Genomic DNA, 26873 nt, shown 5'->3' on the forward strand with positions numbered 1-26873 from the left:
GTGACAGCAGGGTGAAGTGCAGATTGCGATTTGATGTCGGCGGCAAGGGAAGCGCCCCTTGCCGCCGCAGGCATTACAGTGAACGGCGCAGGCGGGCGACCGCTTCCTGCATCTGTTGCTCGGAAGCGGTGGCGAACGACAGGCGGAACGTCGCGCGATCCGGGTTATCCGCAAAAAAATATTCCCCCGGCACAAACACCACGCCCTGCTCCAGCGTGGTGGCCAACCACTCGGTGGCGTTGAACGGCTGGCGGAAGCGCGCCCACAGGAACATCCCGCCCTTCGGCCGGACGAAGCTGATGTAATCGCCCAGCTCTTGCTCCATCAGCCCGGCCAGCAGTTCGCCTTTTTCTTTATAGGCGGCGCGGATTTTGTCGATCTGCCCCGGCAGGCGATCCAGCCCCAGATAACATTCGACGATGCTCTGCGATAACGCGCTGGCGTGCAGATCGGCCGCCTGCTTGATGATCGCCACCTTGTGCAACAGCGCCGGCGGCATGATCGCCCAGCCCAGGCGCAGGCCCGGCGCTAGGATCTTCGAGAAGGTCGAAGTGTAGATGATGTTGTCGGTATGGCCCAGCACCTGCTGCGCAATCTGGAACAGCGTGGCGTGGCGCTCTTGCGTAAAGCGCAGTTCGCCGTAGGGATCATCTTCAATAATCAGGAAATGGTGTTCGGCCGCCAGTTTCACCAACTGCTCGCGGCGTGGCGCGCTCAGCGTCAGGCCGCTCGGGTTGCCAAAGTTTGGCACCACATACACACCCTTGATTTTGCGGGTTTTCAGCAGCTCGGCCAGTTCATCAACCACCATGCCGTCGCTGTCGGAAGACACCGACATCACGTTGGCTTCCGCCAGTTCCAGCGTTTGCAGCGCCGCCAGATAGGTCGGGCGTTCTACCACAAACACATCACCGGGGTTCACCACTGCGCGCATCACCAGATCCAGCGCCTGCTGCGAGCCGGCGGTGACCATCACATCTTCCGGCCGCGCCGTAATACCGCGTGCGGTGCACAGCGTGCAGATACGCTCACGCAGCACCGGGCTGCCTTCGGTCAGGCCATACTGGAAGGCGCTTTTCGGCTGCTCGGTGATAGCCTGCTGGGTGGCGATGCTCAGGCCTTCAAAATCGAACAGTGCGTCAGAAGGAATGCCGCCGGCCAGTGAGATAACGTGCGGCATTTTACTGTGTTTAAGCAATTCGCGAATTGCCGAACTTTTAACATTAACGATACGTTGCGCGAGGAGTCCTTCGGTACTCATTGTTCTCTTTTCTCGTAATCATGAACAAAAACGGGCGCAATACATTGCGCCCTTCTCTTGTATACCCTGGTTGCCTGGCGAGGGTTATCTCGTTACCCCCCCAGATAGGCCGATCTCACTGCTTCATTGGCCAACAATGCGGCACCGGTATCTTCCAACACCACGCGGCCATTTTCCAGCACATATCCGCGATCTGCCAGTTTCAACGCCTGATTGGCGTTTTGCTCGACCAGGAAGATGGTCATGCCTTCTTCGCGCAGTTGCTGGATGATGTCGAAAATCTGCTGGATAATGATCGGCGCCAGGCCCAGCGAAGGCTCATCCAGCAGCAACAGCTTCGGCTGGCTCATCAGCGCCCGGCCGATCGCCAACATCTGCTGCTCGCCGCCCGACATGGTGCCGGAACGTTGGCTACGGCGCTCCAACAGGCGCGGGAACAGGCTGAACACCCGTTCAATACGCTGCTGATACTGCTGGCGCTCGGCAAAGAAGCCGCCCATCGCCAGGTTCTCTTCTACCGTCATGCGGGAAAACACCCGCCGCCCTTCCGGCACAATGGCCACCGCTTCACGCATAATGCGCGACGTTTGCCATTGGGTGATATCCTGCCCCAAAAAGGTGATGGTGCCTTCGGTGGCGCGCGGTTCACCGCACAGCGTGCCCAGCAAAGTGGTTTTGCCGGCACCGTTAGCGCCAATCAGGGTGACGATCTCGCCCTGCTGGATGTTCAGACTAACCTGATGCAGCGCCTGAATTTTGCCATAATGGGCGGATACTTGATTAAATGACAACATAACGCGTTAAGCCTCGCCCAGATAGGCCCGGATCACATCCGGGTTATTACGAATTTCTTCCGGCGTGCCGTGTGCCAACGGCGTTCCCTGATTCACCACGTAGATGCGATCGGAAATATCCATCACCAGCTTCATATCGTGCTCGATCAGCAGCACGGAAACCTTGTGCTGGCCGCGCAGCTCGACGATCAGGTGGTTCAGCTCGTCGGTTTCTTTCGGGTTCAGGCCCGCCGCGGGCTCATCCAGCATCAGCAGTTCCGGCCGCGTGACCATACAGCGGGCGATCTCCAGCCGGCGCTGCTGACCATAGGCCAGATTGCCGGCCGAACGGTTGGCCATCTCAAGCAGGCCCACGCGTTCCAGCCACACGGCGGCGCGCTCCAGCGCGTCCGCTTCCGCCCGGCGAAACGCCGGGGTTTTCAGCAGCCCGGCGAAAATACCGCTTTTCAGGTGCTGGTGTTGCGCCACCAGCAGGTTTTCAATCACCGTCATTTCACGGAACAGCCGCACATGCTGGAAGGTACGCACCACGCCCATGCGGGCTATCGCCTGGCCGGATAACCCTTCCAGGTGACGATCGCGCAGCAGTATCGTGCCGCCGGAGGGGCGGTAGAAACCGGTCAGGCAATTGAACACCGTGGTTTTGCCCGCGCCGTTCGGGCCAATCAGCGAGACGATCTCGCCTTCATGCAGTTCCAACGCCACGTTGTTGACCGCCAACAGGCCGCCAAAACGCATCGACAGCCCTTCCACCGCCAGTAAAGGTTGCGCACTCATGCCTGTTCCCCCTTACCGGAATGGATCACTGCTTTCAACTGCGGGCGTTTCATCGGCAGCAGCCCCTGCGGCCGCCAGATCATCATCAAGACCATCAGTGCACCCAGCAGCAGCATGCTGTATTCGTTCAGATCGCGCATCAGCTCACGGGACACCACCAGCAGGATCGCCGCCAGAATCACCGCAAACTGCGAGCCCATACCGCCCAGCACCACAATCGCCAACACGAAAGCCGATTCCACGAAGGTGAAGGATTCCGGGCTGACAAAGCCCTGGCGCGCCGCGAACAACGTCCCGGCAAAGCCGGCAAACGCGGCGCTGATGGTAAAGGCGGTCAGCTTGATTTTGGTCGGGCTCAGGCCCAGCGAACGGCAGGCGATCTCATCTTCGCGCAGGGCTTCCCAGGCGCGGCCCAACGGCATGCGCAACAGGCGGTTGATGACAAACAGCGTCAGCACCACCAACAGCAACGCCACCAGATACAGGAAGATAATGCGATCGCCCGGATCGTATTGCAGCCCAAAGAAGTTGTGGAACGTGTCCCAACCGCCGTCGCGCGCGCTGCGGTTAAACTCCAGGCCGAAAAGGGTCGGTTTCGGGATTTGGCTGATGCCGTTCGGGCCGCCGGTGATTTCCGTGTTGTTCAGCAACAGAATACGCACGATCTCGCCAAAGCCCAGTGTGACGATCGCCAGATAGTCGCCGCGCAGGCGCAATACCGGGAAGCCGAGCAGGAAGCCAAACAGCGCCGTAACAATCCCCGCCAACGGCAGGCTTTCCCAGAAGCCCAACCCGTAATAGTGATTCAGCAACGCGTAGGTATAAGCGCCAATGGCATAGAACCCGCCATAGCCCAACACCAGCAGGCCAGACAGCCCCACCACCACGTTCAGGCCAAGGCCGAGCATCACGTAGATCAGCGTCAGGGTGGCGATATCCACGGTGCCGCGCGAAACCAGAAACGGCCAGGCGACGGCGGCGACGATCAAGACGGCGGCCAGCAGTTTCTGGCGCGGCGTGGTGCCGTCAAAGCTCGGCAGCACGAAAGACGGGCCAGAGACTTTTTTCATCCCTTGTTGCACCAACGGGCGCAGCAGTTGGAAGAAGAACACCACGACGCAGGCAATGCCGATCCACATCCAGCGCACTTCCGCCGCACCATGCACCACCAATTTGGTGCCGTCCAGGCTCAGTTGCATCCCCATCAGGAACGACGCCATGACAAACAGCACCACCGTGGCGAAGATAGCGCCAAGCAGATTGAGTTTCATACTTTCTCAACCTCCGGACGGCCAAGGATGCCGGTCGGCATCACCAACAGCACCACGATCAGCAAGGCGAAGGACACCACGTCTTTATACTCGGCGCTCAAATAGGCCGACGTCAGCGCTTCGGCCACGCCCAGGATCAGGCCGCCGATCATCGCCCCCGGAATGCTGCCGATACCGCCCAGCACCGCAGCGGTAAAGGCCTTCATCCCGGCCATAAAACCGATATACGGGTTAATCACCCCGTAGAACTGGCCAAGCAGTACGCCCGCCACCGCCGCCATCACGGCGCCGATAACGAAGGTCAGCGAAATAACCCGGTCGGTGTTGATGCCCAACAGGCCGGCCATTTTCAAATCTTCCGCACAGGCGCGGCAAGCGCGGCCCATGCGCGAATAGCGAATAAACATCGTCAGCGCCAGCATCGCCAGGAAGGTGACGATCCAGATCGTCAACTGCATGGTGCTGATGGTGGCGGCAAAGCCGTTGCTTTCGCCCAACACCCAGCCGCCGCTGACCAAACTTGGCAACGCGAGATCGCGCGAACCCTGGGTCAGGCTAACGTAGTTTTGCAAGAAGATAGACATACCGATGGCGGAAATCAGCGCAATCAGGCGCTTGGAGTTTCGCACCGGCTTGTAAGCCACGCGTTCGATGCTCCAGCCATAGGCGCTGGCGATGACGATCGAGACCAGAAACGCGCTACCGATCAGCAACCAGCCGACATCAATGCCCATCATCATCAACGCGGCGATCACAATAAACGACACATAGCTACCGATCATGTACACCTCGCCGTGGGCGAAGTTGATCATGCCGATAATGCCATACACCATGGTGTAGCCAATGGCGATCAAGGCATAGGTACTGCCAAGGGTCACGCCATTGAACATTTGCTGCAGGAAATAGAGAAACTGCTCTGACATACTCTGACCTTTTTGAGGTGTTGTTGCGGCCAAAACGGCCCGGCCCAACGGCCCAAGGGGCAGAGAACGCGGATGCCGCGCCCCTGCCCCATCAGGCAAACTGCTTATTGTGCTTTAGTTCACCGGGGTTGATGTGCCGTCGGCATGCCACTCGAACACCCCGAATTCAAAGCCTTTCAGATCGCCTTTTTCATCCCAGCTCAGCGGCCCCATCACGGTTGGCACTGGTTCGCCGGTTTTCAGCGTTTTGACGATATCCGCCGGTTCCGCGCCTACGCGCTCCATCCCCGTGGTCAGGGACTGAATCGCTGCATAGGTGGTCCAGACGAACGGCCCTGTCGGATCCAGTTTCTTGGCTTTCAACGCATCGACAACCGGTTTGTTGGCCGGAACCTGGTCATAGCGTTTCGGCAGGGTCACCAGCATGCCTTCAGAAGCGTCGCCGGCAATGTTGGACAGCGACGAGTTACCCACCCCTTCCGGCCCCATGAAGCGGGTGTTCAGGCCGGCCTGTTTAGCCTGACGCAGGATCTGGCCCATCTCTGGGTAATAGCCGCCGAAGTAGACGAAATCAACGTTCTCTTTCTTCAGGCGCGCCACCAGCGTGGAGAAATCTTTATCGCCCGCGGTGATACCTTCAAACAGTACCACGTCGGTCCCTTGCTTTTTCAGGCTGTCGCGCACGGAACGCGCCAGGCCTTCACCGTATTGCTGCTTGTCGTGCACAACGGCGATGCGTTTTGGCTTAATCGTGTTCAGAATGTATTTGGCTGCGGTTGGGGCCTGATCGGAATCCAGGCCGGTGGTGCGCATGATCATCTGGTAACCACGGGTGGTCAGATCGGCATTGGTGGCTGCCGGGGTAATCATGATCACGCCTTCATCTTCGTAAATATCGGAAGCCGGCTGGGTGGAAGAAGAGCACAGGTGGCCGATAACGTAGCGGATACCGTCATTAATCACTTTGTTGGCGACCGCCACGGCTTGTTTTGGGTCGCAGGCGTCGTCATATTCCACGCCAACCAGCTTATCGCCTTTGATGCCGCCCTTGGCATTAATGTCGGCAATGGCCTGACGCGCACCGGTGAACTCCATATCGCCGTATTGAGCGACCGGCCCAGACATCGCCCCAACGATGGCGATTTTAATGTCTTTAGCCAGTGCGGCATGGCTCATCGCCATCGCGATACAGCCGGCCAACAGTGCTTTACCCTTTGTTAATTTCATCCGCGTAATCCCCATCTGTCGTGTAGTGAACATACCTGTTGTGTTTGTCGCCCATCATCGTTAGTTACGGTTTTTATTCATAAGTAATAATGGCTTAGGCTTTTTTGGGGTAAAATTTTTTAATAAAACTTTACTTTTCATACTATTAAACAGGAATTTTATGCTGCAAATCAACTGACATATTCAGAAACAAGCGGTGTAAACAGGATTTAATTCGGATTAAATTGGTGACAATATCAGCAATTAATAGTTAATTGTTCTTGTTTTTTGTGAGTTAACTAACACATTACTCTGAAAATAAGGCTTACTAAAAACATTTCCCGCAGTAAACGTACAGAAAAACTTACACAATACGCTGGGCAGGATAATCGCCCGGAAAATGCACGTTTTTTACGCGTTCCTTGGCCCGGCGGGCAGCGCCACGTACAATGGCGGAATATCGTCTAACTGACTGGAATTGTGCATGAAACTCACCATAGAGCGCCTGGCGGCGCTATCGCCGCAAGATCTGATCGATCTGGGCAAAATTTGGCCGCAGCAGCAGCCGGGCGACTGGCAACGCTGGCTCAGCGAGGGTCGGGCGCTTTTTGGCGCGCGTTTCAATGAACGCCTGCTGGGAGCGGTGAAAGTCGAACTTGATGGCGGCAGCGCCCGGTTGCACGATCTGCAGGTGCGTGAGTTGACCCGCCGGCGCGGCGTGGGGCTGTATCTAATTGAGGATGTGCAGCGCCAAATGCCGGCGGTTAAGCACTGGCGGCTGTCTGCCGCAAAGTTGCCACCCGAGGCGCGTGATGCGCTGGGGGCGTTTATGCGCGCCTGCGGTTTTACGCAGCAGGGCGAAGACTGGCAGAAATGAGCGATCCCCGCCCTTAAGGACGAGGATCCCTGCTTCATGGTAATTTCCTAAGCAGCACAGACACTTCAGGCTAGACAGCCGCACAACTATTTCACCGCCGCTACGCCCGTTGCCACATCAGGGCGTTTTTGTTTCAACAGCATGATGGCGACAAAACCTATCAGCGTGATACCACACAGTATCAACAGCCCGGCAATCTCATTACCAAACCACCGATCGCCGGTAACACGGATAATCGGCGCCAGAAAACCGCCTATTGCACCGAACATATTGATAAACCCTACGCCTGCGGCCAACGCGCTTCCGCTCAGCAACATGGTTGGCATTGTCCAGAAAACCGGCTGTACGGCAATAAAGCCAACGGCCGCAAAACACAGCGCAACCATGGCCAACGCCGGGCTGGCGACCAATGCCGACGCACCAATCCCTAAAGCGGCGACCAATAGCGTGATTGCAGCGATGTTGCGTAATGCCCCCGTTTTATCCGCGTAGCGGGGAATATAGTAGGTACCAAACATCGCGGCGACCCAGGGAATCGCCGTCACCAACGACGCGGTAAACCCCACCTTGGTGCCCAGCAGCCCGGCCACCTGCGTAGGCAGGAAGAAGATCAGGCCATAAACGCTGATCTGGATAATCAGGTAGATCACCCCCAGATGCCAGATCGCCGGAATACGCACCCCATCAAGAATACGTGAAACCCCTTTTTTGCTCTCTTCCGCCACCAATTCATCAATCAACGCCTGCTTTTCCGTGGCCGTTAAGAAACGCGCTGTGGCCGGTTCATCGTCCAGGTAGAAGAAGGTCCAGATCCCGGCGGCCACCGCTAGCATCCCTTCGATGATAAACATCCAAAACCAACCCGCGTGCCCGGCAAAACCATGCATTTCCAGCAATGCCCCGGAAAGCGGGCTGCCCAACGTCAGTGCCAGCGGCGCGCCCATATAAAACAGCCCCATGACTGAAGCGCGGTTACTTAGCGGGAACCACAGCGAGGTCAGGTAAATCATTCCGGGGAAGAACCCCGCCTCGGCCGCGCCCAGCAAGGTGCGCACCAGCAGAAACTTGGCTTCCGTATCGGCAAACGCCATGGCCGACGATAATACGCCCCAGGCCAGTGTCGTACAGCCAATCCAGGTTTTGGCGCCAAACTTACGCATTAATAAATTTGCCGGCGTGCCTAATAACGCATAAGCGGCAAAAAATATCCCAGCCCCTAATGCATAGGCTTCATTACTTAGCCCGGTATCCAACTGATAAGATTCTTTAGCAAAGCCGATATTTGCGCGATCCAAAAATGCCAGAATATAAAGAGAAAGCATAAATGGAATCAAACGCCAACGCGTTTTTGCCACCGCCGTTGTTAATTGAGTGGTCATAATTCAAGCCTCGTTATTTCTCCGATTAATACGAATAGTAAAAACCAGAAATTTTCGAAACAGACTTAATGAGTATAAGGGCGGGTTAACTGGCATGCCGGATTCAACTCAACGCCAAATCCTGGTTTATCCAATACCGACTTATGCATACGCCCATTAATTGGCACCGGCTCGTCCAATAAAATAGGATCGAACTGCGGGCGCATAGAGTCAGCCTGTGGCGATGTCATTAAAAATTCACTGAATGGCGTATTGGTAAAAGTAATAACCGCATGGTGAGAATATACTGAAGAACCATGCGGCACCACCCACTGCCCTTTGGCTTTGGCAATTGCCGCCACTTCCAACAGCGTTGTTAACCCACCGCACCAGCCAACATCAGGCTGCATAATATCGATGCCCGTGTCCGATAGGGTCTGGAACGATTCCAGCGTGCCATGATGTTCGCCCGTCGTCACCAACATCCCCAGCGGGGCATTACGTTTTAACTGACGATAGCCTTCATACTGCTGCGGCGGCAGGCACTCTTCGATCCATTTCAGATTATAAGGTGCACAGGCGTGCGCGACTTTAGTGGCATAGTTAACGTCCATCGACATCCAGCAATCCAGCATCAGCCAGAAATCAGGGCCGCATTTCTCGCGCATATCGGCCACCATTTTTGCCGTTTCCCGTACGCCGATATCGCCGTCGTGCGGCCCAAAATGGGTCGGCATTTTTCCGCCGATAAACCCCATTTCCTTCGCTAAATCCGGGCGCGAACCCGTGGCGTAGAATTGGATCTCATCACGTACGGCACCGCCTAACAGCTTGAAAACCGGCAGATCGGTACATTTCCCAAACAGATCCCACAGTGCCAGATCGACACAGGAAATCGTGTTCATCACCATCCCGCCGCCACCGGAATAAAACAAGGTAGAACGCAGCATCTGATCGTGGATCAATTTAATATCAGAGACACAACGCCCCTCGATAAAGCGGTTTAAATGCTTTTCTACAATAAAACAGCCCATTTCACCCGCCGTTGAAACGGCAAAGCCAGTGATACCATTATCCGCTTCAACTTCGACGACCAGCGTGCCTAATACATTAATACCGAATGACTGCCGTGATTGTTCATATTCTTTATATTTACTCATCGGCGTGCATATTTTATCGTCGATCCAGTGTTTCCCTTGTTGATCATGATAATCTGCACCACCCGATCCTTTTTCTGCTGTTGCGCCCCCCATAAAATAGGCGCGGATATGTTTTATTTTTGGTAAACATGTAGACTGAAGCATAATATTAACCTCGTATTATTGAATGTAGGATAACAAATGGTTCATTTCTTTATTGATCGATTGCTTTAGTTCCTGCAGCGTTTCTTGCTGACGCGATGTTAAAGGCACCTGCAGTTCGCCCATATTAAAACCGCGTATTTCCATCGCCAGCTTATATCCCAATGGGAAAGGAAAACTGGCCATTTGGTTCATTAAAGGTATCGCCATCATCTGTAATTGACGTGCGGCAGCCAAATCGCCCTGCTGGAAAAGATCGTAAATGCGGCGCATCAGCTCAGGCATTACCCCCGCCGTACCGGTCACACATCCCTGGGCACCGGCACAAAGCGCAGCAAAGAAAAACTCTTCACGCCCGGTCATCACACTGAAATCCTTATCCGCTTCAGGGCACGATGCCAGCATTTTCATAAAGCCCACCGCATCGCCGCTGGAGTCCTTGATGCCAACGATATTCGGATGCGCAGCCAAACCGGCAACCAGTTCGGCACTCAGCGGATCGGCGAAAAAGGGGATGTTATACAGGCAGAGCGGCAGCGCCACGGCACTGGCTATCTGGGCAAAATAAAGCGCATGGCGTTCGGGTTCATAGTGGTAGAACGCCGCCGGCATCAGCACCACGCCGCTGGCACCGGCACGGTACGCCGCATCCGCCAACGCAATGCTTTCCTGCGGCGTGGTTGCCGGAATGCCAGCCCATACGGGCACACGCCCGGCAGCCTGTTCCACCACGGTTTTAACCACCGCGCATTTTTGCTCAAACGTCATATAACCGGCCTCGCCGACCGAACTGACGGGGAAAAGCGCAGTTAATCCGCCGTTGATCTGGAAATCAACAATAGACCGTAACTCGTTCAGATTGGGGGCAGCTGCCTGCCATGGCGTTAACATGGCACTGATCACACCGCGTGGTCGCTTTATCATATTCACCTTATCCTCTGTAGCCTAACGCTTGGGAGATTTCCCCCGCGCTCTCTTTAACTTTCTCCACCAGCGCAGCCAGATTGCTTTCGCCGATCTGCAAGATAGTGCCAACGATGGAAATGGCGGCCGTTACATCCCCGGCGGCATTGAATACCGGTGCGCTGATGCAGCGAATATTGGCCACGTCTTCTTCGTTATCGTAAGCCCAGCCGATTTGACGAATTTTCTGCAACTCTGCGCGCAGTTGGGCTTCATGGGTAATGGTATTCGGCAAGCCATCGGTGAACACGATGCTGCGGATCAACATGTCCTGCCGCTCTCTGTCACACCAGGCCAACAGGCACTTGCCCAACGATGAACGGCATAAAGAAAGGCGTTTGCCCTCCCAGGTACGGACTTGAATGCTGGATTGGCTTTCAACTTTGATCAGGTAGATAGGCGCATCATCATCCAGCACCCCCAGATGGCAAAGGTGGCCGGTGCTGTTCATCAAAGCCGTTAGATGCGGCAGGGCAATAGCGCGTAGATCCAACTGGCGGGCTACCTGGCTGCCCAGTTCCAGCAATTTCAACCCCAGCCGGTAGCTGCCATCCTTGCCTTGAGCCAACAAGCGCAGGTGTTTAAGCTCTTCCAGCAGTAAATAAACGGTGCTTTTCGGCAACGCCAGCGTGCTAACGATATGGTTGGCGGAACAGTGCCCGTGCTCAGACACCAGATTGAGAATTGCCATGGCGCGACATAACGCCGGGACTTTAGACTTCATCGCTAATTCCATCATATTGGAATCCATTCTGGAGTGATGGACAATGTATAGAATGAAAATTGAGCAGGTTAAAGCACCAGAATGCCTGGCTGTGATACAGCTCTCTTAAATTTTTTAGATTCCAGCATATTGGAACAATACACTGATTTTTAAGGTAAAAAATCAGTGTATTTCCAAAGGATTGGACTGTTTGATGTGGATTAGAAGCAAAAAAAACGGCGCCCTCATCGGGCGCCGCTTCTACAGTTGTTGAAAGGGCTTACGCCTCAATCGCCATTTTCAGTTTCTTCATGGCGTTTTTCTCCAGCTGGCGCACGCGCTCGGCGGAAACGCCGTACTGATCGGCCAGTTCCTGCAGCGTGGACTTATTATCGTCGTCCAACCAGCGGGCGCGGATGATATGCTGGCTACGCTCGTCCAACCCTTCCAGCGCATAGGCCAGTTTGTCGGCCGCGTTGCTCTCCCAGTTATCTTCCTCAATGCCTTCGGCGAAGTCGGAGCTTTTGTCCTGCAGGTACAGCATTGGCGCCATAGCCTGCCCGTCGCGGGTTTCGTCGTCTGGCGTAGGATCAAACGTCATGTCCTGTGCGGCCATGCGGGATTCCATCTCGCGCACATCTTTGCTGGTCACGCCCAGCTCGCGAGCAACCAGTTCTACCTCGTCCTGGTTGAACCACCCCAGACGCTGCTTGGTTTTGCGCAGGTTGAAGAACAGTTTGCGTTGCGCTTTGGTGGTCGCCACTTTGACGATACGCCAGTTGCGCAACACATACTCATGAATTTCTGCTTTGATCCAGTGTACCGCGAACGATACCAGGCGCACGCCCACTTCCGGGTTAAAGCGACGGACTGCTTTCATCAGGCCGATGTTGCCTTCCTGGATCAGGTCTGCCTGCGGCAGGCCATAGCCAGCATAGTTGCGGGCAATATGAGCGACAAAGCGCAGGTGAGACAGGATTAGCTGCTTAGCTGCTTCCAGATCGCCCTGATAATGCAGCCGTTCAGCCAGTTCCCGCTCTTCCTCTGCCGTCAGCATCGGATAGGCGTTGGCTGCCCGGATATAGGCTTCCAAGCTACCTTGGGGTACTAAGGCTAAAGTTTGCATTTCTTTGGTCATTCAAACCCTCTCTTGAGAAAACTATCATGCTTGCAGGTGAATATTACGGCGGGGAGAGACTGATTTTACGGCAGTTGCTGTGCAAAACAGGTTCCGCTCGCCGGACACCTTAACATTTGCTGCAATTTTGGACCCTGTTGCAGCCCGTTAGTTCACTATTTTTTTACACCTGGAAAACCAGGCAACAGATAAAAAATAGCAGATTAACGGGAAATTGTGCGCTTAATTGAAGGAAGGATCCGCGGGATCCGCCAACGCTCTTCTCCTGCAATAGGGTAACGCAGCAGGAGAAGAGTATAACAAAAAAACGTTATTGTGGTGTAAATCGGCGTAAATGTTGCACCGTCGCCAGCCAGGCGGCAATCCAACCGATCATCGCGGAAACAATCAACAGCAGCAAGGCTTCATCCCAGCCCAAACCGCGCAGGATAAAGGTGGTGCCAAAGACCTGCGCCACCCCGGTGACCACCGACTCCAGCTTCCACACCAGCGCCGACGAAAGTATCAACGACAGCAACGCGCCGAAGAAGCCGAGCATCGCGCCGCCGTTGAGGAACGGCCGCAAAATAAAGCCATCGGTGGCGCCGATCAATTTCATCACGTTGATGGTATCGCGGCGGCTGAAGATGCTCAGGCGCACGCTGTTGCCGATCACCAGGAATACCGCCACGATCATCAGGATACCAATCATCGCCGCCACTTGGCCCACCAGCCCGGTCAATGCCGCCAGGCGGGCAAACCAGCTGTCGTCCATGCGCACCTCTTCCACACCATGCACCGCCGCCACCCGATCGCGCAGGGTATTGAGCGTATCGGCGCTTTGGAAATCCATCTTCGGCGTGATGATAGCTACCGCCGGCAGCGGGTTCTCTTCCAGCATATCCAGCGCGCCGCCAAAACCAGACCAGTTACGGAACTCGCCTAAGGCTTCTTCACGCGACAGGTAGTTCACCTTATCCACCCCGGCTTCCGCTCGGATGGCGTCCAGCACTTTCACCGCCGCGTCGTCATCCAGAGACTTATCCAGGTATACCGTCAACTGCGGCGTGGGGTACCACTGGCTGGCCGCCTGGCTGACGTTCTTCCAGACGATGTAGCACACGCTCGGCAGCGTCAGGGAGATGGCGATCACCATCACCGTCAGCAAGGTTGCCAAGGGTTGGCGCAGCATATCGGCCAGGGCGTTCACCCAGGCATAGCGCCACTGTTCGCGCCAGCCGCCGCGCAGGGCTTTCGCCTTGCTCTTGGCCGCGTTCGCGCTTTTTGCCGCTTTCACGTTATTCGCCATGATGTGCTCCCCCCACCATACGCCCCTGGCTTAGCGTCAGGATGCGATAATTGCGGCGGGCAATCAGCCCGGTATCATGGGTTGCCATCAGTACCGTCACCCCAACGCGGTTGAATTCTTCAAACAGACGCAGAATGCCTTCCGACAATGCGTCGTCCAGGTTACCGGTTGGCTCATCCGCCAGCAGCACCGCCGGTTTGTTCACCACCGCGCGGGCGATGCCGACGCGCTGCTGCTCACCGCCGGAAAGCTGAATCGGAAAGTTTTTCGCTTTATCCAACAGGCCAACTTTGTCCAACGCCGCGGATACGCGGCGGCGGATGTCTTCACCGCTGGCGCCGGCGATGATCAACGGCATCGCGACGTTGTCATACACCGTGCGATCGAGCAGCAGGTGATGATCCTGAAAAATCATGCCGATCTGGCGGCGCAGGAACGGCACCTCGCGGTTTTTCAACCGGCTGATGTCGTGCCCGCTAAACCAGATATGGCCGGCGCTCGGCCGTTCGATACCACAAATCAGTTTCAGCAGGGTACTTTTACCTGCGCCGGAATGGCCGGTCAGAAACGCCATCTCCGCCTGGCGCAGATGAAAATCCACCCCCTGCAGCGCCTGACGGCCGCCCAGATAGGCTTTACTGACCTGTTCAAAGCGAATCATCCGTATTAATCCTCTCGGGCAAAAAGTGCCTCAATAAAATCATCAGCCTTGAATGGCCGCAAATCTTCGATGCCCTCGCCTACGCCGATATAGCGGATCGGGATGCCGAACTGATCGGCAATGGCGAAGATCACCCCGCCCTTGGCGGTACCATCCAGTTTAGTCAGCGTAATGCCGGTTAACCCTACGGCCTCATTAAATAATTTGGCCTGGCTGACCGCATTCTGGCCGGTGCTGGCGTCGAGCGTCAGCATAACCTCGTGAGGGGCGTGCTCGTCCAGTTTTTTCATCACGCGCACGATTTTCTTCAGCTCCTCCATCAGGTGCGCCTTGTTCTGCAGGCGCCCGGCGGTATCAGCGATTAACACATCCACGCCGCGCGCCTTGGCGGCCTGCAAGGCATCGAAGATCACCGAAGCGGAATCCGCGCCGGTATGCTGCGCCACCACGGGAATGCGGTTGCGATCGCCCCACACCTGCAGTTGCTCCACCGCCGCCGCGCGGAAGGTATCGCCCGCCGCCAGCATCACCGATTTGCCCTGCGCCTGGAACTGGCGCGCCATTTTGCCGATCGTGGTGGTTTTACCCACGCCGTTAACGCCGACCATCAGGATGACATACGGGGTTTTACCACTGATATCCAACGGTTGATCAACCTTGGACAGAATTTCAGACATTTCTTCCTTCAGCTTGCCGTACAGCGCTTCCGCATCTTTAAGCTGTTTGCGGCTGGCATGTTGAGTCAGGGAATCAATGATTTTACGCGTGGTGTCGACACCCACGTCGGCAATCAACAGTTGCTCTTCCAACTCGTCGAACAGATCGTCATCAATTTTCTTGCCGCGAAACAGGCCGACAAAACCAGAGCCGAGGTTTTGTTTGGTTTTCACCAGGCTGCGTTTCAAACGGGCGAAGAAGCCTTCTTTGGTTGGGCGCTCCTGCTCCTGCGTCACCGCCGGCGCCAAAGCATCCTCTTCGTCTTCTGCTTCCTGAACGGCTTCCGGCTCGGCGGCCACGCTGGCGACAACCGCGATGCTCTCTGGCGGTGCGGCTTCAGGCGCTGGCTGTTCCGGCTCTAGCAATTCCGGTTCTGCTTCTTCCTGTTTTGGCGCCTCCACCTGCGCGGCAACCTGTTCGGTCACATTGACGATCTCTTCGGCCAGCGCCTGGGCATGATCCGCTTCCTGCGTGCCTTCCTGGTGCGCTTTCGGTTCGATCGGGTCGGCAGCGGTCACTGCTGGCTCAGATTCCTGGGCCGGCGCCGGGTTCGGCTCCACGTGCTCAGGGGTGGCCGGTTCCGCCGGCGTCTCCGCGGCCTGATTTTCCCCCGCTTCTACCGGCGGCTCAGGTTGCTGTTGCTCTTCTTCCTTCTGGCCGAACCCCAGCCAGGAGAAAAACCCGCGTTTCTTATCTTTTGCCATGTTCTGACCTTACTCCGTACCGATGGCGTGCAAATGCGACTAATTAAACCGCAGAGTCTACCACTTTCCCTCTCGCAGCAACACGCATGCGCGCTGCTTTCCGTTGTAAAATCAGGCAACAAAGTTTAACCGTTCCCCCCGGCGCGCGTCCCCGCTAGAATAGGAGCAACTTTTTATTAACGTCGCAACACAGTAAGCAGACCTATGGCAAAATTTTCACCGCGCAGCGCGGCCAGGAAACCGCAGCCGGCCGCGGCCGGGCAGATACGTATCATTGGGGGCCAGTGGCGCGGGCGAAAATTACCCGTGCCCAACAGCCCCGGGCTGCGCCCCACCACCGATCGCGTGCGCGAAACGCTGTTTAACTGGCTGGCGCCGGTGATCCAGGGCGCGCGCTGCCTGGATTGTTTCGCCGGCAGCGGCGCGCTGGGCCTGGAAGCGCTGTCGCGTTACGCCGGCAGCGCCACGCTGCTGGAGTTTGAGCGCCCGGTGGCGCAACAGTTGGAAAAGAACCTGGCGCTGCTGCAGGGGCACGGGCAGGTGATCAACACCAATACGCTGAACTGGCTGGCGGGCGACGGCGAGCCGTTTGACGTGGTGTTCCTCGATCCCCCGTTCCGCAAAGGGCTGCTGGCAGACACGGTGCAATTGCTGGAGCAGCAAGGCTGGCTGGCTGATGAAGCCTGGGTGTATGTAGAGGCGGAAGCCGAAAGCGCCGCCGCAGACGTGCCGGTCAACTGGGCGCTACACCGTGAAAAGGTCGCCGGCCAGGTGGCCTACCGTCTTTATATCCGTTCTGCCAAAGGGGCAACCGAACATGCTGATTAATCTGGGCCGCCTTTTGATGCTGTGCGTATGGGGCTTTTTACTGACCAATTTGGTCCATCCGTTCCCCAAGCCGCTGAAATATTTTATCGACGTGGCGCTGTTCTTTATGGTGGTGATGCACGGCTTGCAATTGGTGCTGCTGAAATCCACCCAGCCCAAGGATCAGCCGATCGGTAAATGGCAGGAAACCAAAATCTTCATCTTCGGCGTGTTCGAGCTGTTGGCCTGGCAAAAGAAGCAGCCGCCGATCAGCAAAAAATAGTCGCCTGCCTACGGCTGCTGGGCGCTAAACCCGACAAAGCGCGTTCCCTGCAGGCTTAACGTGCCCTGGGCGCCTTGCTCAATCTGGTTATACTGCGGCTGCTTGAGCCGCAGCGTGATCGCCTCGCCGCCACGCAGCGGCTGGAACACCACCTCATAACGCATCGGCTCATCGACGATATGTTCACGCTGGCGCGAGCGGTTGCGGGTGTCGGGGATTTCCCGTTTTTCCGTCACCCTCACCTGCTGGGTGCGCACCGGCGCGCGATCGTTTTCCGCCTCCACGCGGCGCTGGCTGAAATAGCGGTGCGTTGCCATCACGGCGATCAACACCAGCACGGCAACCACAATCAACGGCGGCTTACTCATTTTTTCTTTCCTTTGCCCATCAAACCGCCGCCACCATAACACCACGAAGAAAGCATTGTCGATCCCGGGCGGGGCACCTACACTGGCAGCATCACATTGGAAACTTTGGAGCGGGTGACCGTCCCTAATGAATAAGGAAAATCTATGAGTTGGCCCTTCCTCGCCGTCTTCTTTTCCGGTTGGCTATTCGTTGACGCAACCTACCGTGGCCCACGCTGGCAGCGCTGGGTATTCAAGCCGGTCACTTTGCTGCTGTTGTTGCTGCTGGCCTGGCAGGCGCCGGTGCTCAATGCCGCCGGTTATCTGCTGGTTCTTGGCCTGCTGGCCACGCTGATCGGCGATGCGTTATTACTGCTGCCGCGCGAGCGGGTGCTGTACGCCATCGGCGCGTTCTTTCTTTCGCATCTGCTGTATACGCTCAGCTTCGCCAGCCAGATGACGTTCAGCCTGTTTTGGCCACTGCCGCTGACGCTGTTGATCATCGGCGCCCTGCTGCTGGCCACCATTTGGACCAAGCTGGAAAACCTGCGCTGGCCGATCGTCGCGCTGGTGGCGATGACGCTGCTGATGGTATGGCTGGCGGGCGAACAGTACTTCCTGCGCAGCACCGATTTTGGCTTCTCGCTGCTGGTGGGCACCTCGCTGCTGTTGCTGGCGAACATCGTGTGGCTGCTGAACCGCTACCGCTTTACCTTCCGCGCCTCGGACGCCATTGTGGCGTTTTGCTATTTTGTCGGCCACTTCCTGATCGTCCGTTCGCTGTACCTGTAGCGCATCGGTCGGTTATCTGCGCTGGCGGCACGCCGGCGCAGGTTCTGGCATTGCCGGGCGCAGCGCTCCCCCCTTAAGACGCCGTTAGCAACGGTTCTCATTTGGCACTTGACTCTGGAGTCAACTCCAGGGTGTAGAGTCATGCATGAACACCGTTAACTACCAATCAGGGGGCGTTATGCAGACCCATAAAGCACAGCATCAGGAGCACCAACACCCATCAAGCCACTGCGGCTGCCAGCACAGCCATGCGAAAACCCAGCACGGTTGCAGCAGCACCACCAGCCATTGCTGCGCTGAAGCTGCGCAAACGCATGAACAGGGGCCAGCGGCCAATGCGGATTGCTGCAGCCCGGCGAGCGAGGCGCCGGACGAGGAAAGCGACAGGCCCCCCGCCGGCGGCCAACGTTTCAGCTGGAAAATCAACGGAATGGATTGCCCTTCCTGCGCACGAAAAATTGAAAATGCCGTTATCGCTTTGCCCGGCGTTGATAGCGCGCGCGTACTGTTCGCCACCGAAAAGCTGGTGGTCGATGCCCAAAGCGACGTCAGCATTCATGTGCAAAACGCGGTGCAAAACGCCGGCTTTAGCCTGCTTGATGCCCAAGCCCCAGCCGCCGCCGGCAAAGCCACAACCGCACGCCTGCGCGAATTTGGTCCATTGATAGTGCTGATAGCATTAATGGCCGCCAGCGCGACGCTAGAGGCGGTCAACCCGGCATTCGGGCGCATCGCCTTCACCCTCACCACCCTGGTGGGCCTGTATCCCGTCGCCACCCAGGCACTGCGACTGATCCGCTCCGGCACACCGTTCGCCATTGAAACGCTGATGAGCGTTGCCGCCATCGGGGCGCTGTTTATCGGCGCGACCGCCGAGGCGGCGATGGTATTGCTACTATTCATGATTGGCGAACATCTGGAGTCTTTCGCCGCCAATCGCGCCCGCCGCGGCGTTAGCGCGCTCATGGCGCTGGTGCCGGAACAGGCGCTGCGTATCAACAACGATGTGCGGGAAACGGTGCCGGTCGCCAGCCTGCGGCCGGGCGATGTGATTGAGGTGGCGCCCGGTTCGCGCCTGCCGGTGGATGCCGAACTGCTCAGCCCGTTCGCCAGCTTTGATGAAAGCGCACTGACCGGCGAATCGGTGCCGGTGGAACGCCAGCAGGGTGAAAAGGTCGCCGCCGGCAGCCTGGTGGCCGATCGCGTCTCGCTGATGAAAGTGGTCTCTGAGCCGGGTAAAAGCGCCATCGACCGCATCCTGCAGTTGATTGAAGAAGCCGAAGAGCGCCGGGCGCCGATTGAGCGTTTTCTCGATCGCTTCAGCCGCTATTACACCCCGGCCATCATGCTGCTGTCAGTGCTGGTGATCCTGGTTCCGCCGCTGCTGTTCTCCCTGCCGTGGGAAACCTGGATATACCGCGGCCTGACGCTGTTGCTGATCGGCTGCCCGTGCGCGCTGGTGATCTCGACCCCGGCGGCCATCACGTCCGGGCTGGCGGCGGCCACGCGCCGCGGCGTGCTGATTAAAGGCGGCGCAGCGCTGGAGCAACTTGGGCAGGTGGAAACCATCGCCTTTGATAAAACCGGCACGCTGACCGAAGGCAAGCCCGCGGTCACCGACGTAGAGCCGGGCGCCGAGGTGGATGAGCAACGGCTACTGGCGCTGGCCGCGGCGGTGGAAGCGGGCTCGCATCACCCGCTGGCGCAGGCCATTATCCGGCACGCCGGGCAAACGGCATTGCCATCGGCGCAAAACCGCCGGGCGCTGGCGGGGATCGGCGTCTCGGGCATTATCGATGGGAAAACGATCCTGATCGCCGCGCCCAGCAAACTGACGGAAAACCCGCTGACCGCCGACTGGCAAGCACGGATAGCCCAGTTGGAAAACGCCGGCAAAACCGTAGTGGTGGTGTTGGAAGACGGCCGCCCACTGGGGCTGCTGGCGCTGCGCGACACGGTGCGCAGCGATGCGCGCCAGGCGATCGCCGCGCTGGAGCAGTTGGGCATACGCAGCGTGATGTTGACTGGCGATAACCCACGTGCCGCAGCGGCCATTGCCGGCCAATTGGGGTTGGATTACCGCGCCGGGCTGTTGCCGGAAGATAAAGTGCAGGCCATGGTGGCGCTGAGCGCCACGCGTAAAACCGCCATGATCGGCGACGGTATCAACGACGCGCCGGCGATGAAGGCGGCCAGTATTGGCGTTGCCATGGGCAACGGTACCGACGTGGCGTTGGAAACCGCCGATGCGGCGCTGACCCACAACCGCCTGCAGGGCGTGGCGGACATGATCCGCATTTCGCGCGCGACCCACGCCAACATCCGCCAGAACATTACCATCGCGCTTGGCCTGAAAGCGATCTTCCTGGTCACCAGCCTGTTTGGGCTGACCGGGCTGTGGCTGGCGGTGCTGGCGGACTCGGGCGCCACCGCGCTGGTTACCGCCAACGCGTTGCGGCTATTGAAGAAACAGAAGTGAAATCAGCCCCCTGGCGCGGCGGCCAGGGGGCGTGATCGCCGTTATTGCCCTTTGCGCAGCAAATACCGGTAGGGAGTTTTATCGGTTTCCTGCGCCAGCAGGGTATGCTCCATAAAACGGCAAAAACCCGGAATATCGCGGGTGGTGGCCGGATCGTCGGCAAGAATTAGCAGCGTTTCGCCTTCATTCATGTGGCGCACGGTTTTGCGCACCATCATCACCGGTTCCGGGCAGCGCAGCCCCAGCGCATCAAGCGTCTGGTCCGCCTGGGAAAAAATGTCACTCATACTCTTTCTTAATCCACAACGTAGTGCGGCGGGCAACCGCCAAATCTGATTGGCGCTTAGTTTACGCCAGTGGTTTTTATGCGCAAGATACGTTAACGTTTGCTTCAAATTTAACCGTTGCATTGGTTGCGCAAACGCGTATCATGCCGCCGCGCACGTAAAATACGCAAAGTTTATCCCTGGGTTCCCTCACCCCATCACTAAAAAGGCGACATCATGTATGCATTTACTCCCCAACAACGCTTAATCGCGTTAGTTTGGCTATCGCTATTCCATATTGCCATCATCACCTCCAGTAACTACCTGGTGCAGTTGCCGATTACCCTTTTTGGCTTCCATACCACCTTGGGGGCCTTCACGTTCCCGTTTATCTTCCTGGCGACCGATTTAACCGTGCGCATCTTTGGCGCCCCGTTGGCCCGGCGGATTATCCTGGCGGTGATGGTACCCGCGCTGTTCATTTCCTATGTGATTTCGACCGTCACCTATCAGGGTGAATGGCAGGGTTTTAGCGCCCTGGGCAGCTTTAACCTGTTTGTCGCGCGCATCGCGGCGGCCAGCTTCATGGCCTATGTGCTTGGCCAGATCCTGGACGTGCACGTCTTCAACCGGCTGCGCCAACGCAGCGCCTGGTGGGTGGCGCCGGCAGCCTCCATGTTCCTTGGCAACATCAGCGATACGCTGGCCTTCTTCTTTATCGCCTTCTACAAGAGCAGCGATGCCTTTATGGCCGCCAACTGGGTGGAGATCGCCCTGGTGGATTACAGCTTCAAGGTGATGATCTGCATGCTGTTCTTCCTGCCGATGTATGGCGTGTTGCTCAATATGCTGCTGAAACGGCTGGCTGTGCGCCGCCAGGACGGCGAGCTGCAGCTCAACTGACCGGCATTTTTGCTGATACGCGCCATACTTTACCTGCATGAACATTAGCGGTGATCGCCCGCGGTTATCAGATTATTGCACTGGAAAAGAAAGGCGAAGTGGCTGACTATCGGCTGATGTCGAAAAAAAACCGCTAACAACATCTGCCTTGCATTTCAGCGTGGAATACGTTGCGATACATGGAGAAAACGACCTGTAAGGAAAAAGGAAGCCCCATGCGAAAAATAGTAAAAGTAATGGGTATTGGCCTGATTGCGCTGGGCCTTGCCGCCTGCGACGGACAAACCCAGGCGCCAGCGGCCAGCAGCAGTAGCAACAGTGCCGCCGCCAACGCCCAGACAGGTTCACAGGTTAACCTGCTGGGCGGGAAACTGGTCTTTACCCTGCCAAACGGCATGACCGATCAGAGCGGCAAGCTGGGCAATCAGGCGAACAACATGCACGTTTATGCCGACAGCTCCGGCCAACGCGCGGTGATCGTGATCCTGGGCGATAAAACTGCCGACAGCCTGGAAACGCTGGGCCAACGGCTGGAAGAGAAGCAACGCTCCCGCGATGCCAACCTGCAGGTGATCACTAACAAAGCCATTGAAATCGATGGTGTTCCGCTACGCCAGTTGGACAGCATCATCACCAGTGGCGGCGAGAAAGCCTACTCTTCGATCCTGATCGGCACACTGGACAACCAATTGCTGACCATCCAGATCACGCTGCCGGCGGATAACCAGCAGCAGGCGCAAAGCCAGGCGGAAGGGGTGATCAATACCCTGAAGCTGCAGCAATAACACAGGCCTGCGCCCTCCCAACCAGGAGGGCGCATCCGGCCGATTACGCCAGTGCCTGCGCCAGCAGGGTGATCGGGTGCTCACAGCGTTTGCCGGTCGACATTTCAATCTGCCATTTGCAGGTTTCACAATCGGTCACCACCAAATCGGCCCCGCTTTCCGCAATCTGGCGGAACAACCCGGCGCCAATCCCCTGTGCCGTGGCGTAGTTCTCCGATTTAAAGCCATAGGTGCCGGCGATGCCGCAGCACTGTGAGTCCAACACGATCAACTCCAGCCCTGGGATTTGCCGCAACAGTTCCAGCGTGTAGGCCGTCCAGCCCATTTTCTCCATATGGCAGGGCGTATGATACGCCACGCGCAGCGGCGTATGGCGCAAAGGCAGGCGGCGCCCCTGGCTTAGCAGGCGGTAAAGATAGCGCGTGGCCAGCTCAACCCGATCGCGCACCGCAGCAGTATCGACGTCCAACAGGTGCGGGTATTCATCCCGCAGGGTAAAGGTGCAGCTTGATGAGGTCGCCACCACCGGTATCCCGCGCGTCAGCACCATTTCACGCAGCGATTGCAGGTTGGCGTTGGCCTGCTTCTTCGCCTGTTTGATAAAACCGTTGGCGATCAGCGGCACGCCGCAGCATTTCTCCTGTTTGAGCAACTGTACGCCAATATCCAACGCATTGAATACTGCGATCAGATCCTTGCCCAGTTGCGGATGGTTGTAGTTCACAAAGCAGCCGTGAAAAAACGCCACCTGTTCGGCATAATGCTGCTGCGCCGCCGCCTGCTGGCGATACCAACGGCGAAAGGTGCCGAACGAATATTTCGGCAACGTGCGCCGGTGGTCAATCTTCAGCGCCTTGTCCAACAATTTGCGCACCGGCGGCAGGCCGGTGGCGGTATTGACGATAGGCGCAAACGGCGTCGACAGTGTGCCCATCAAATCGGTGTGGCTAAGGATCGCATCGCGCAACGTCGGTTTGCCGTGGCCGTATTCCGCGCGGGCACGCTGGATGATATCGCCAATCTTGACGTCCGACGGGCAAGCCACCTCACAGCGTTTGCAATTGGTGCAGTATTTCAGCGCTTCGTCATACAGCGCCGGATCCTTGCGCCGCAGGCGTTCGCCATCGGGCCCCGCCTGCTTCGGCCCGGGGTACAGCGGATTAACCTGCGCCACCGGGCAATAGGTGGTGCAGACCGTGCATTTAATGCAGCTTTCAAAACTCTGGTCTTTCGAGAGGCTCATGCGGCTTCCCCCTGCGCAAGGATCTGTTGCGCGACATGTAACGCCCCGATGAGCGAAACGCCGCCGCCGCACCCTTGGTACAGCGGATCAAAACCGCCCGTCACCGCCCCGATGGCATACAGATTCGATATGGCTTCGCCCTGCTTCTGCGCCCGCAGTTGATTATCGGTGCGCACGCCGAACTGCAAATAAGGCTGAGGCGCGAAGAAATCAGCCCGGCTCCAGTCAGCCCGTTCGGCTTTGCTGAACACATCCAGCCCGAACACCGGCTCCCGTATCCGATCAAATTCGGCCACCAGCCCGTTGCTGAAGAAACTGCCGCTGGCCAACACCACCTGCTGCGGGCGCAGCGGAATGTCGCCATGGTTGCGGGTATACAGGCAGGCCACCCGCCCCTGCGTCAGTTCTGCCCGCTGCACGGCGTCGCCGGGCATAAACACGCCGCCCAACCGCTGCAGGCGTTGGCGCAGCGCCTGGTGCAGCCGCATCCCCAGTACCGAAGGCGGCAGCGTTGGCAACAGGCACACCGGTTTGCCGAGCGCCGCACGCAGCATCGCCAGTGGTTGTTCGCTTTCCAGCCCCAAGCAGGCCGGCAGGAACAGCGCTTGTGCATCCGCCACCAACGGGTGCAAGGCCTGCCCCAGCGCGGCGATATTTTCCGCCCGATCCAGCGCCCGGGCGATATTCACCGCACGGAACTCGCTGGGGTTATTACGCAGGCGATCCAGCGCCGGCAAATGCAACTGTTCCACCCAAGCCGTGATGCCCTGCTCACGTGCCAGCGCGCTAGCGACCAGCTGTGGCTGGAAATCAAGAAAACCCTCGATGCCCACCACGGCAACCTTTTGCCAGGGCAGTTGCCCTTGCCATGGCGCAGTAGGCACCGCCTGCGGGCTAAGCCAGGTGGCGCGCCGCGTGCCAAGCGGCGTAATGCGCAGATGATTGTGAACGCTGCTGCCCTGCAAAGGCACGCCGCAGCGCTGCAACAGCTGTTCCGCCTCCCCGGCCAGCACCGCCACCTGCGCGGCGCCAATCAGGCTGTAGGGGTGCTGTGGCGCCTGCTGCGCCAGCGCGGGCAACGCATCTAGCGGCCTGGCCACCGGCGAACCGTCGGGCAGGCGCGCCAGCAAATCAAGCGAACCGGAAGAAAAGTAGAGCGCGCTTTGCCCGGCGCCGATCACCGCGCAGCGCTTGCCGCGTTCCGCCAGGCGGATCGCGCAGCTCAGGCCGGCTAACCCGCCGCCAATCACCACCACGTCAAATTGCATCTTCGGCCTCCTGCCCAGCGTGTTCATCAAGCCCGCACAGCCCCTGATAAACCCAACTGGTGAATTCGCTTTCGCGTAACGCATCCCCCCAGGCGATGGGCCGCACGCCCTTCCAACGTTCGTTGAGGAAATGGGATAGCTGGGCGATCGACTGCAGCGGCGTGGCCGCCTTAAAGTGCGCCAACAACCCGGCGGCGCGGCAGGCGCACAGCTCGCCCTGGCAGGTGCCCATGCCGACGCGAGTGCGGCGGCGAAGATCGATCAGGTTATTCACCGCCAATGCACTCACCGCGTAGCGCACTTCCCCGGCGGTGACGGCTTCGCACTCACAGACCAGACTGTTGTCCAGGCGGCTGCCAGCCGGAACCTGGCCGGCGCGATCGCCGTGGCGGTATACAGCCGAGCCGCGAATGCTGGCGGGCAGGCCGGCCGCACCGCGCGCCGTTTCTTCCGCCGTGTGCTCGGAGCCGGGCAACGCGGCCGCTGCGGTGCTGCACGACACGTTAACCCCGAGTTTTTCACATACCTTATCGGTGGCCCATTCGGCCATCAGGCGGTAGGTCATCAGCTTGCCGCCGGTGATGGTGATAAAGCCTTCCAGCCCGTCGCGGGCGGCGTGATCCAGCAATACGATGCCACGGCTGACGTTGCGCCCGGAAGGATCGTCATCGCTGGCCACCAGCGGCCGCACCCCGGCATAAGCCCGCAGGATACGGGTCTGCGCCAGCGCCGGCGCCAACAGCGCGCCTTCGCGGATCAGGATCTCCACTTCCTGCGGCGTCACCACCATATTGTCGATCTGGTCGTAATCAATGTGGGTTGAGGTCGTGCCAATCAGCGAGATGGTATCGCCGGGCACCAGGATGTCGGCGTCCGCCGGTTTGCGGCAGCGGTTGATCACCATGTTATTGATACGGTGCCCAAGGATCAGCAATGCCCCTTTAGCCGGGAACATACGCACGCGCAGCTCGGCATATTCCGCAATTTGCTGGCCCCAAATGCCGGCTGCGTTAACCACCACTGGGGCATGAAGGGCGTACTGCCGCGCCGACTGATGGTCGAAAACGCGCACGCCGGTCACCCGATCGCCGCTGCGCAGCAGGCCGGTCACCTGATGATAAGTGAAGATTTGCGCGCCGTGTTCACGGGCGTCGAGCATATTGGCGGCGGTCAGGCGGAATGGATCGACCGTGCCGTCAGGCACCCGCACTGCGCCGATTAACGCCGGATTGGCCGCCGGCTCCAGGCGCCGCGCCAGTTGCGGATCGATAGCCTGCGCGTCAATGTCCGCCTGCCGGCAGGCGGCGATAAACTGCTGCTGGTAGTCCAGCGAATCCTGCGGCAGCGTGATAAACAGGCCGTCGGTGCGTTCGATACAGTGGTGGGCGATACGCTTGAGGATGCGATTTTCTTCAATACATTCGCGCGCGGATTCGCTATCCGTTACCGCATAGCGCGCGCCGCTGTGCAACAGGCCATGATTGCGCCCGGTGGCCCCAGTGGCGATGTCATACCGTTCCAACAGGATGCAGCGCAGGCCACGGCGCGCGCAGTCACGGGCGATCCCCGCCCCGGTCGCTCCGCCGCCGATAATGATCACATCCGTTTCGCTGCCAGGTGCATTGTGGCCCATTTAAGCCCCCAAACGCTGTGGTTATGGGTTTATTTATCCACAATTCGTGGGGTTTTTGTTTGATAAGAAACAAAAACGAGCAAGAAACGAAAATACAATGTCCATAAAAAACCATATTTGTGAAC

26 protein-coding genes are annotated in these 26873 nt (G+C 58.0%); 7 read left to right on the top strand and 19 right to left on the bottom strand.

From position 1 onward, the window contains the following. Window positions 1–73: 73 nt before the first annotated feature. The 6 genes from ACN28Q_RS10635 to ACN28Q_RS10660 form a co-directional block, all read right to left on the bottom strand. Window positions 74–1261 carry an aminotransferase-like domain-containing protein gene (locus tag ACN28Q_RS10635; RefSeq protein WP_095846315.1) on the bottom strand — a complete coding sequence of 396 codons (1188 nt, stop codon included), beginning with the start codon at window positions 1259–1261 and terminating at the stop codon, window positions 74–76. 92 nt (window positions 1262–1353) lie between these two features. After that, window positions 1354–2055: a high-affinity branched-chain amino acid ABC transporter ATP-binding protein LivF gene (livF, locus tag ACN28Q_RS10640; RefSeq protein WP_095846316.1), complete on the bottom strand. Its 702-nt coding sequence runs from the start codon at window positions 2053–2055 to the stop codon at window positions 1354–1356. Window positions 2056–2061: 6 nt separating this feature from the next. Continuing rightward, window positions 2062–2832 carry a high-affinity branched-chain amino acid ABC transporter ATP-binding protein LivG gene (gene livG / locus ACN28Q_RS10645; RefSeq protein ID WP_095846317.1) on the bottom strand — a complete coding sequence of 257 codons (771 nt, stop codon included), beginning with the start codon at window positions 2830–2832 and terminating at the stop codon, window positions 2062–2064. Next, complete coding sequence (locus tag ACN28Q_RS10650) at window positions 2829–4103, bottom strand: high-affinity branched-chain amino acid ABC transporter permease LivM (protein ID WP_095846318.1); 1275 nt, start codon at window positions 4101–4103, stop codon at window positions 2829–2831. The genes livG and ACN28Q_RS10650 overlap by 4 nt, the downstream gene beginning before the upstream one ends. Beyond that, window positions 4100–5026 (bottom strand): high-affinity branched-chain amino acid ABC transporter permease LivH, encoded by a 927-nt coding sequence (gene livH, locus ACN28Q_RS10655; protein WP_095846319.1) that lies wholly within the window; start codon window positions 5024–5026, stop codon window positions 4100–4102. Before livH ends, ACN28Q_RS10650 begins: the two co-directional genes overlap by 4 nt. A 114-nt stretch (window positions 5027–5140) precedes the next feature. Further along, a complete protein-coding gene (locus ACN28Q_RS10660; RefSeq protein ID WP_095846320.1) occupies window positions 5141–6253 on the bottom strand; it encodes a branched-chain amino acid ABC transporter substrate-binding protein in 1113 nt (370 codons plus the stop codon). Window positions 6254–6716: 463 nt separating this feature from the next. Here ACN28Q_RS10660 and panM point away from each other — a divergent pair, with 463 nt between their 5' ends. Continuing rightward, entirely contained in the window at window positions 6717–7109 is a 393-nt protein-coding gene (gene panM / locus ACN28Q_RS10665; protein WP_095846321.1) for an aspartate 1-decarboxylase autocleavage activator PanM, read from the top strand. Window positions 7110–7195: 86 nt separating this feature from the next. On the opposite strand, the gene ACN28Q_RS10670 is transcribed toward panM, so the two are convergent. The 8 genes from ACN28Q_RS10670 to ftsY all read right to left on the bottom strand — a co-directional run bounded on the left by ACN28Q_RS10670 (window position 7196) and on the right by ftsY (window position 15942). After that, window positions 7196–8488, bottom strand: a complete 1293-nt coding sequence (locus ACN28Q_RS10670; protein ID WP_095846322.1) for an MFS transporter — start codon at window positions 8486–8488, stop codon at window positions 7196–7198. A 65-nt stretch (window positions 8489–8553) separates the two neighbouring features. Next, the gene (rhmD, locus tag ACN28Q_RS10675; protein ID WP_095846323.1) at window positions 8554–9771 is read right to left on the bottom strand and encodes an L-rhamnonate dehydratase; all 1218 of its coding nucleotides are present in this window, start codon (window positions 9769–9771) and stop codon (window positions 8554–8556) included. A gap of 15 nt (window positions 9772–9786) precedes the next feature. Continuing rightward, window positions 9787–10692 (bottom strand): dihydrodipicolinate synthase family protein, encoded by a 906-nt coding sequence (locus tag ACN28Q_RS10680; RefSeq protein ID WP_095846324.1) that lies wholly within the window; start codon window positions 10690–10692, stop codon window positions 9787–9789. Window positions 10693–10699: 7 nt separating this feature from the next. Continuing rightward, window positions 10700–11470 (bottom strand): IclR family transcriptional regulator, encoded by a 771-nt coding sequence (locus tag ACN28Q_RS10685; RefSeq protein WP_230469432.1) that lies wholly within the window; start codon window positions 11468–11470, stop codon window positions 10700–10702. A 244-nt stretch (window positions 11471–11714) separates the two neighbouring features. Beyond that, entirely contained in the window at window positions 11715–12572 is an 858-nt protein-coding gene (gene rpoH / locus ACN28Q_RS10690) for an RNA polymerase sigma factor RpoH (protein WP_095846326.1), read from the bottom strand. Between the two features lie 310 nt (window positions 12573–12882). After that, the gene (ftsX, locus tag ACN28Q_RS10695) at window positions 12883–13860 is read right to left on the bottom strand and encodes a permease-like cell division protein FtsX (protein WP_095846327.1); all 978 of its coding nucleotides are present in this window, start codon (window positions 13858–13860) and stop codon (window positions 12883–12885) included. Then, entirely contained in the window at window positions 13850–14521 is a 672-nt protein-coding gene (ftsE, locus tag ACN28Q_RS10700; RefSeq protein ID WP_095846328.1) for a cell division ATP-binding protein FtsE, read from the bottom strand. The genes ftsX and ftsE overlap by 11 nt, the downstream gene beginning before the upstream one ends. Window positions 14522–14526: 5 nt before the next feature. Next, window positions 14527–15942, bottom strand: a complete 1416-nt coding sequence (gene ftsY / locus ACN28Q_RS10705; RefSeq protein WP_095846329.1) for a signal recognition particle-docking protein FtsY — start codon at window positions 15940–15942, stop codon at window positions 14527–14529. 204 nt (window positions 15943–16146) lie between these two features. Here ftsY and rsmD point away from each other — a divergent pair, with 204 nt between their 5' ends. Together rsmD and ACN28Q_RS10715 are read left to right on the top strand one after the other, a co-directional pair. Then, window positions 16147–16770, top strand: coding sequence for a 16S rRNA (guanine(966)-N(2))-methyltransferase (gene rsmD, locus ACN28Q_RS10710; protein ID WP_095846330.1), 624 nt, complete (start codon window positions 16147–16149; stop codon window positions 16768–16770). Then, window positions 16760–17032: a DUF1145 family protein gene (locus tag ACN28Q_RS10715; protein ID WP_095846331.1), complete on the top strand. Its 273-nt coding sequence runs from the start codon at window positions 16760–16762 to the stop codon at window positions 17030–17032. The genes rsmD and ACN28Q_RS10715 overlap by 11 nt, the downstream gene beginning before the upstream one ends. Before the next feature lie 8 nt (window positions 17033–17040). Here ACN28Q_RS10715 and ACN28Q_RS10720 read toward each other — a convergent pair whose 3' ends face one another. Further along, window positions 17041–17400 carry a DUF2500 domain-containing protein gene (locus tag ACN28Q_RS10720; RefSeq protein WP_095846332.1) on the bottom strand — a complete coding sequence of 120 codons (360 nt, stop codon included), beginning with the start codon at window positions 17398–17400 and terminating at the stop codon, window positions 17041–17043. Between the two features lie 144 nt (window positions 17401–17544). Between ACN28Q_RS10720 and ACN28Q_RS10725 the strand changes: the two genes are divergently transcribed. Further along, the gene (locus ACN28Q_RS10725; protein WP_095846333.1) at window positions 17545–18171 is read left to right on the top strand and encodes a lysoplasmalogenase; all 627 of its coding nucleotides are present in this window, start codon (window positions 17545–17547) and stop codon (window positions 18169–18171) included. A gap of 178 nt (window positions 18172–18349) precedes the next feature. After that, window positions 18350–20650: a zinc/cadmium/mercury/lead-transporting ATPase gene (locus ACN28Q_RS10730; protein ID WP_095848993.1), complete on the top strand. Its 2301-nt coding sequence runs from the start codon at window positions 18350–18352 to the stop codon at window positions 20648–20650. 41 nt (window positions 20651–20691) lie between these two features. Here the strand turns inward: ACN28Q_RS10730 and tusA are convergent, their stop codons facing one another. Beyond that, window positions 20692–20937, bottom strand: coding sequence for a sulfurtransferase TusA (tusA, locus tag ACN28Q_RS10735; RefSeq protein ID WP_095846334.1), 246 nt, complete (start codon window positions 20935–20937; stop codon window positions 20692–20694). 216 nt (window positions 20938–21153) lie between these two features. Between tusA and ACN28Q_RS10740 the strand changes: the two genes are divergently transcribed. Both ACN28Q_RS10740 and ACN28Q_RS10745 read left to right on the top strand, forming a co-directional pair. Continuing rightward, a complete protein-coding gene (locus ACN28Q_RS10740; RefSeq protein ID WP_095846335.1) occupies window positions 21154–21819 on the top strand; it encodes a 7-cyano-7-deazaguanine/7-aminomethyl-7-deazaguanine transporter in 666 nt (221 codons plus the stop codon). A 215-nt stretch (window positions 21820–22034) separates the two neighbouring features. Beyond that, entirely contained in the window at window positions 22035–22604 is a 570-nt protein-coding gene (locus tag ACN28Q_RS10745; protein ID WP_095846336.1) for a DcrB family lipoprotein, read from the top strand. A 43-nt stretch (window positions 22605–22647) separates the two neighbouring features. On the opposite strand, the gene glpC is transcribed toward ACN28Q_RS10745, so the two are convergent. From glpC to glpA, 3 genes are read right to left on the bottom strand one after another with little or no spacing between them, the layout of a single operon-like run. Continuing rightward, window positions 22648–23847, bottom strand: coding sequence for an anaerobic glycerol-3-phosphate dehydrogenase subunit GlpC (gene glpC / locus ACN28Q_RS10750; protein ID WP_095846337.1), 1200 nt, complete (start codon window positions 23845–23847; stop codon window positions 22648–22650). After that, on the bottom strand, window positions 23844–25115 hold the full coding sequence (gene glpB / locus ACN28Q_RS10755) for a glycerol-3-phosphate dehydrogenase subunit GlpB (RefSeq protein ID WP_095846338.1): 1272 nt from the start codon (window positions 25113–25115) through the stop codon (window positions 23844–23846). Before glpB ends, glpC begins: the two co-directional genes overlap by 4 nt. Further along, window positions 25105–26748 (bottom strand): anaerobic glycerol-3-phosphate dehydrogenase subunit A, encoded by a 1644-nt coding sequence (glpA, locus tag ACN28Q_RS10760; RefSeq protein WP_095846339.1) that lies wholly within the window; start codon window positions 26746–26748, stop codon window positions 25105–25107. Before glpA ends, glpB begins: the two co-directional genes overlap by 11 nt. Window positions 26749–26873: the final 125 nt, after the last annotated feature.

Source organism: Gibbsiella quercinecans (assembly GCF_002291425.1).
Taxonomy (GTDB): Bacteria; Pseudomonadota; Gammaproteobacteria; order Enterobacterales; family Enterobacteriaceae; genus Gibbsiella; species Gibbsiella quercinecans.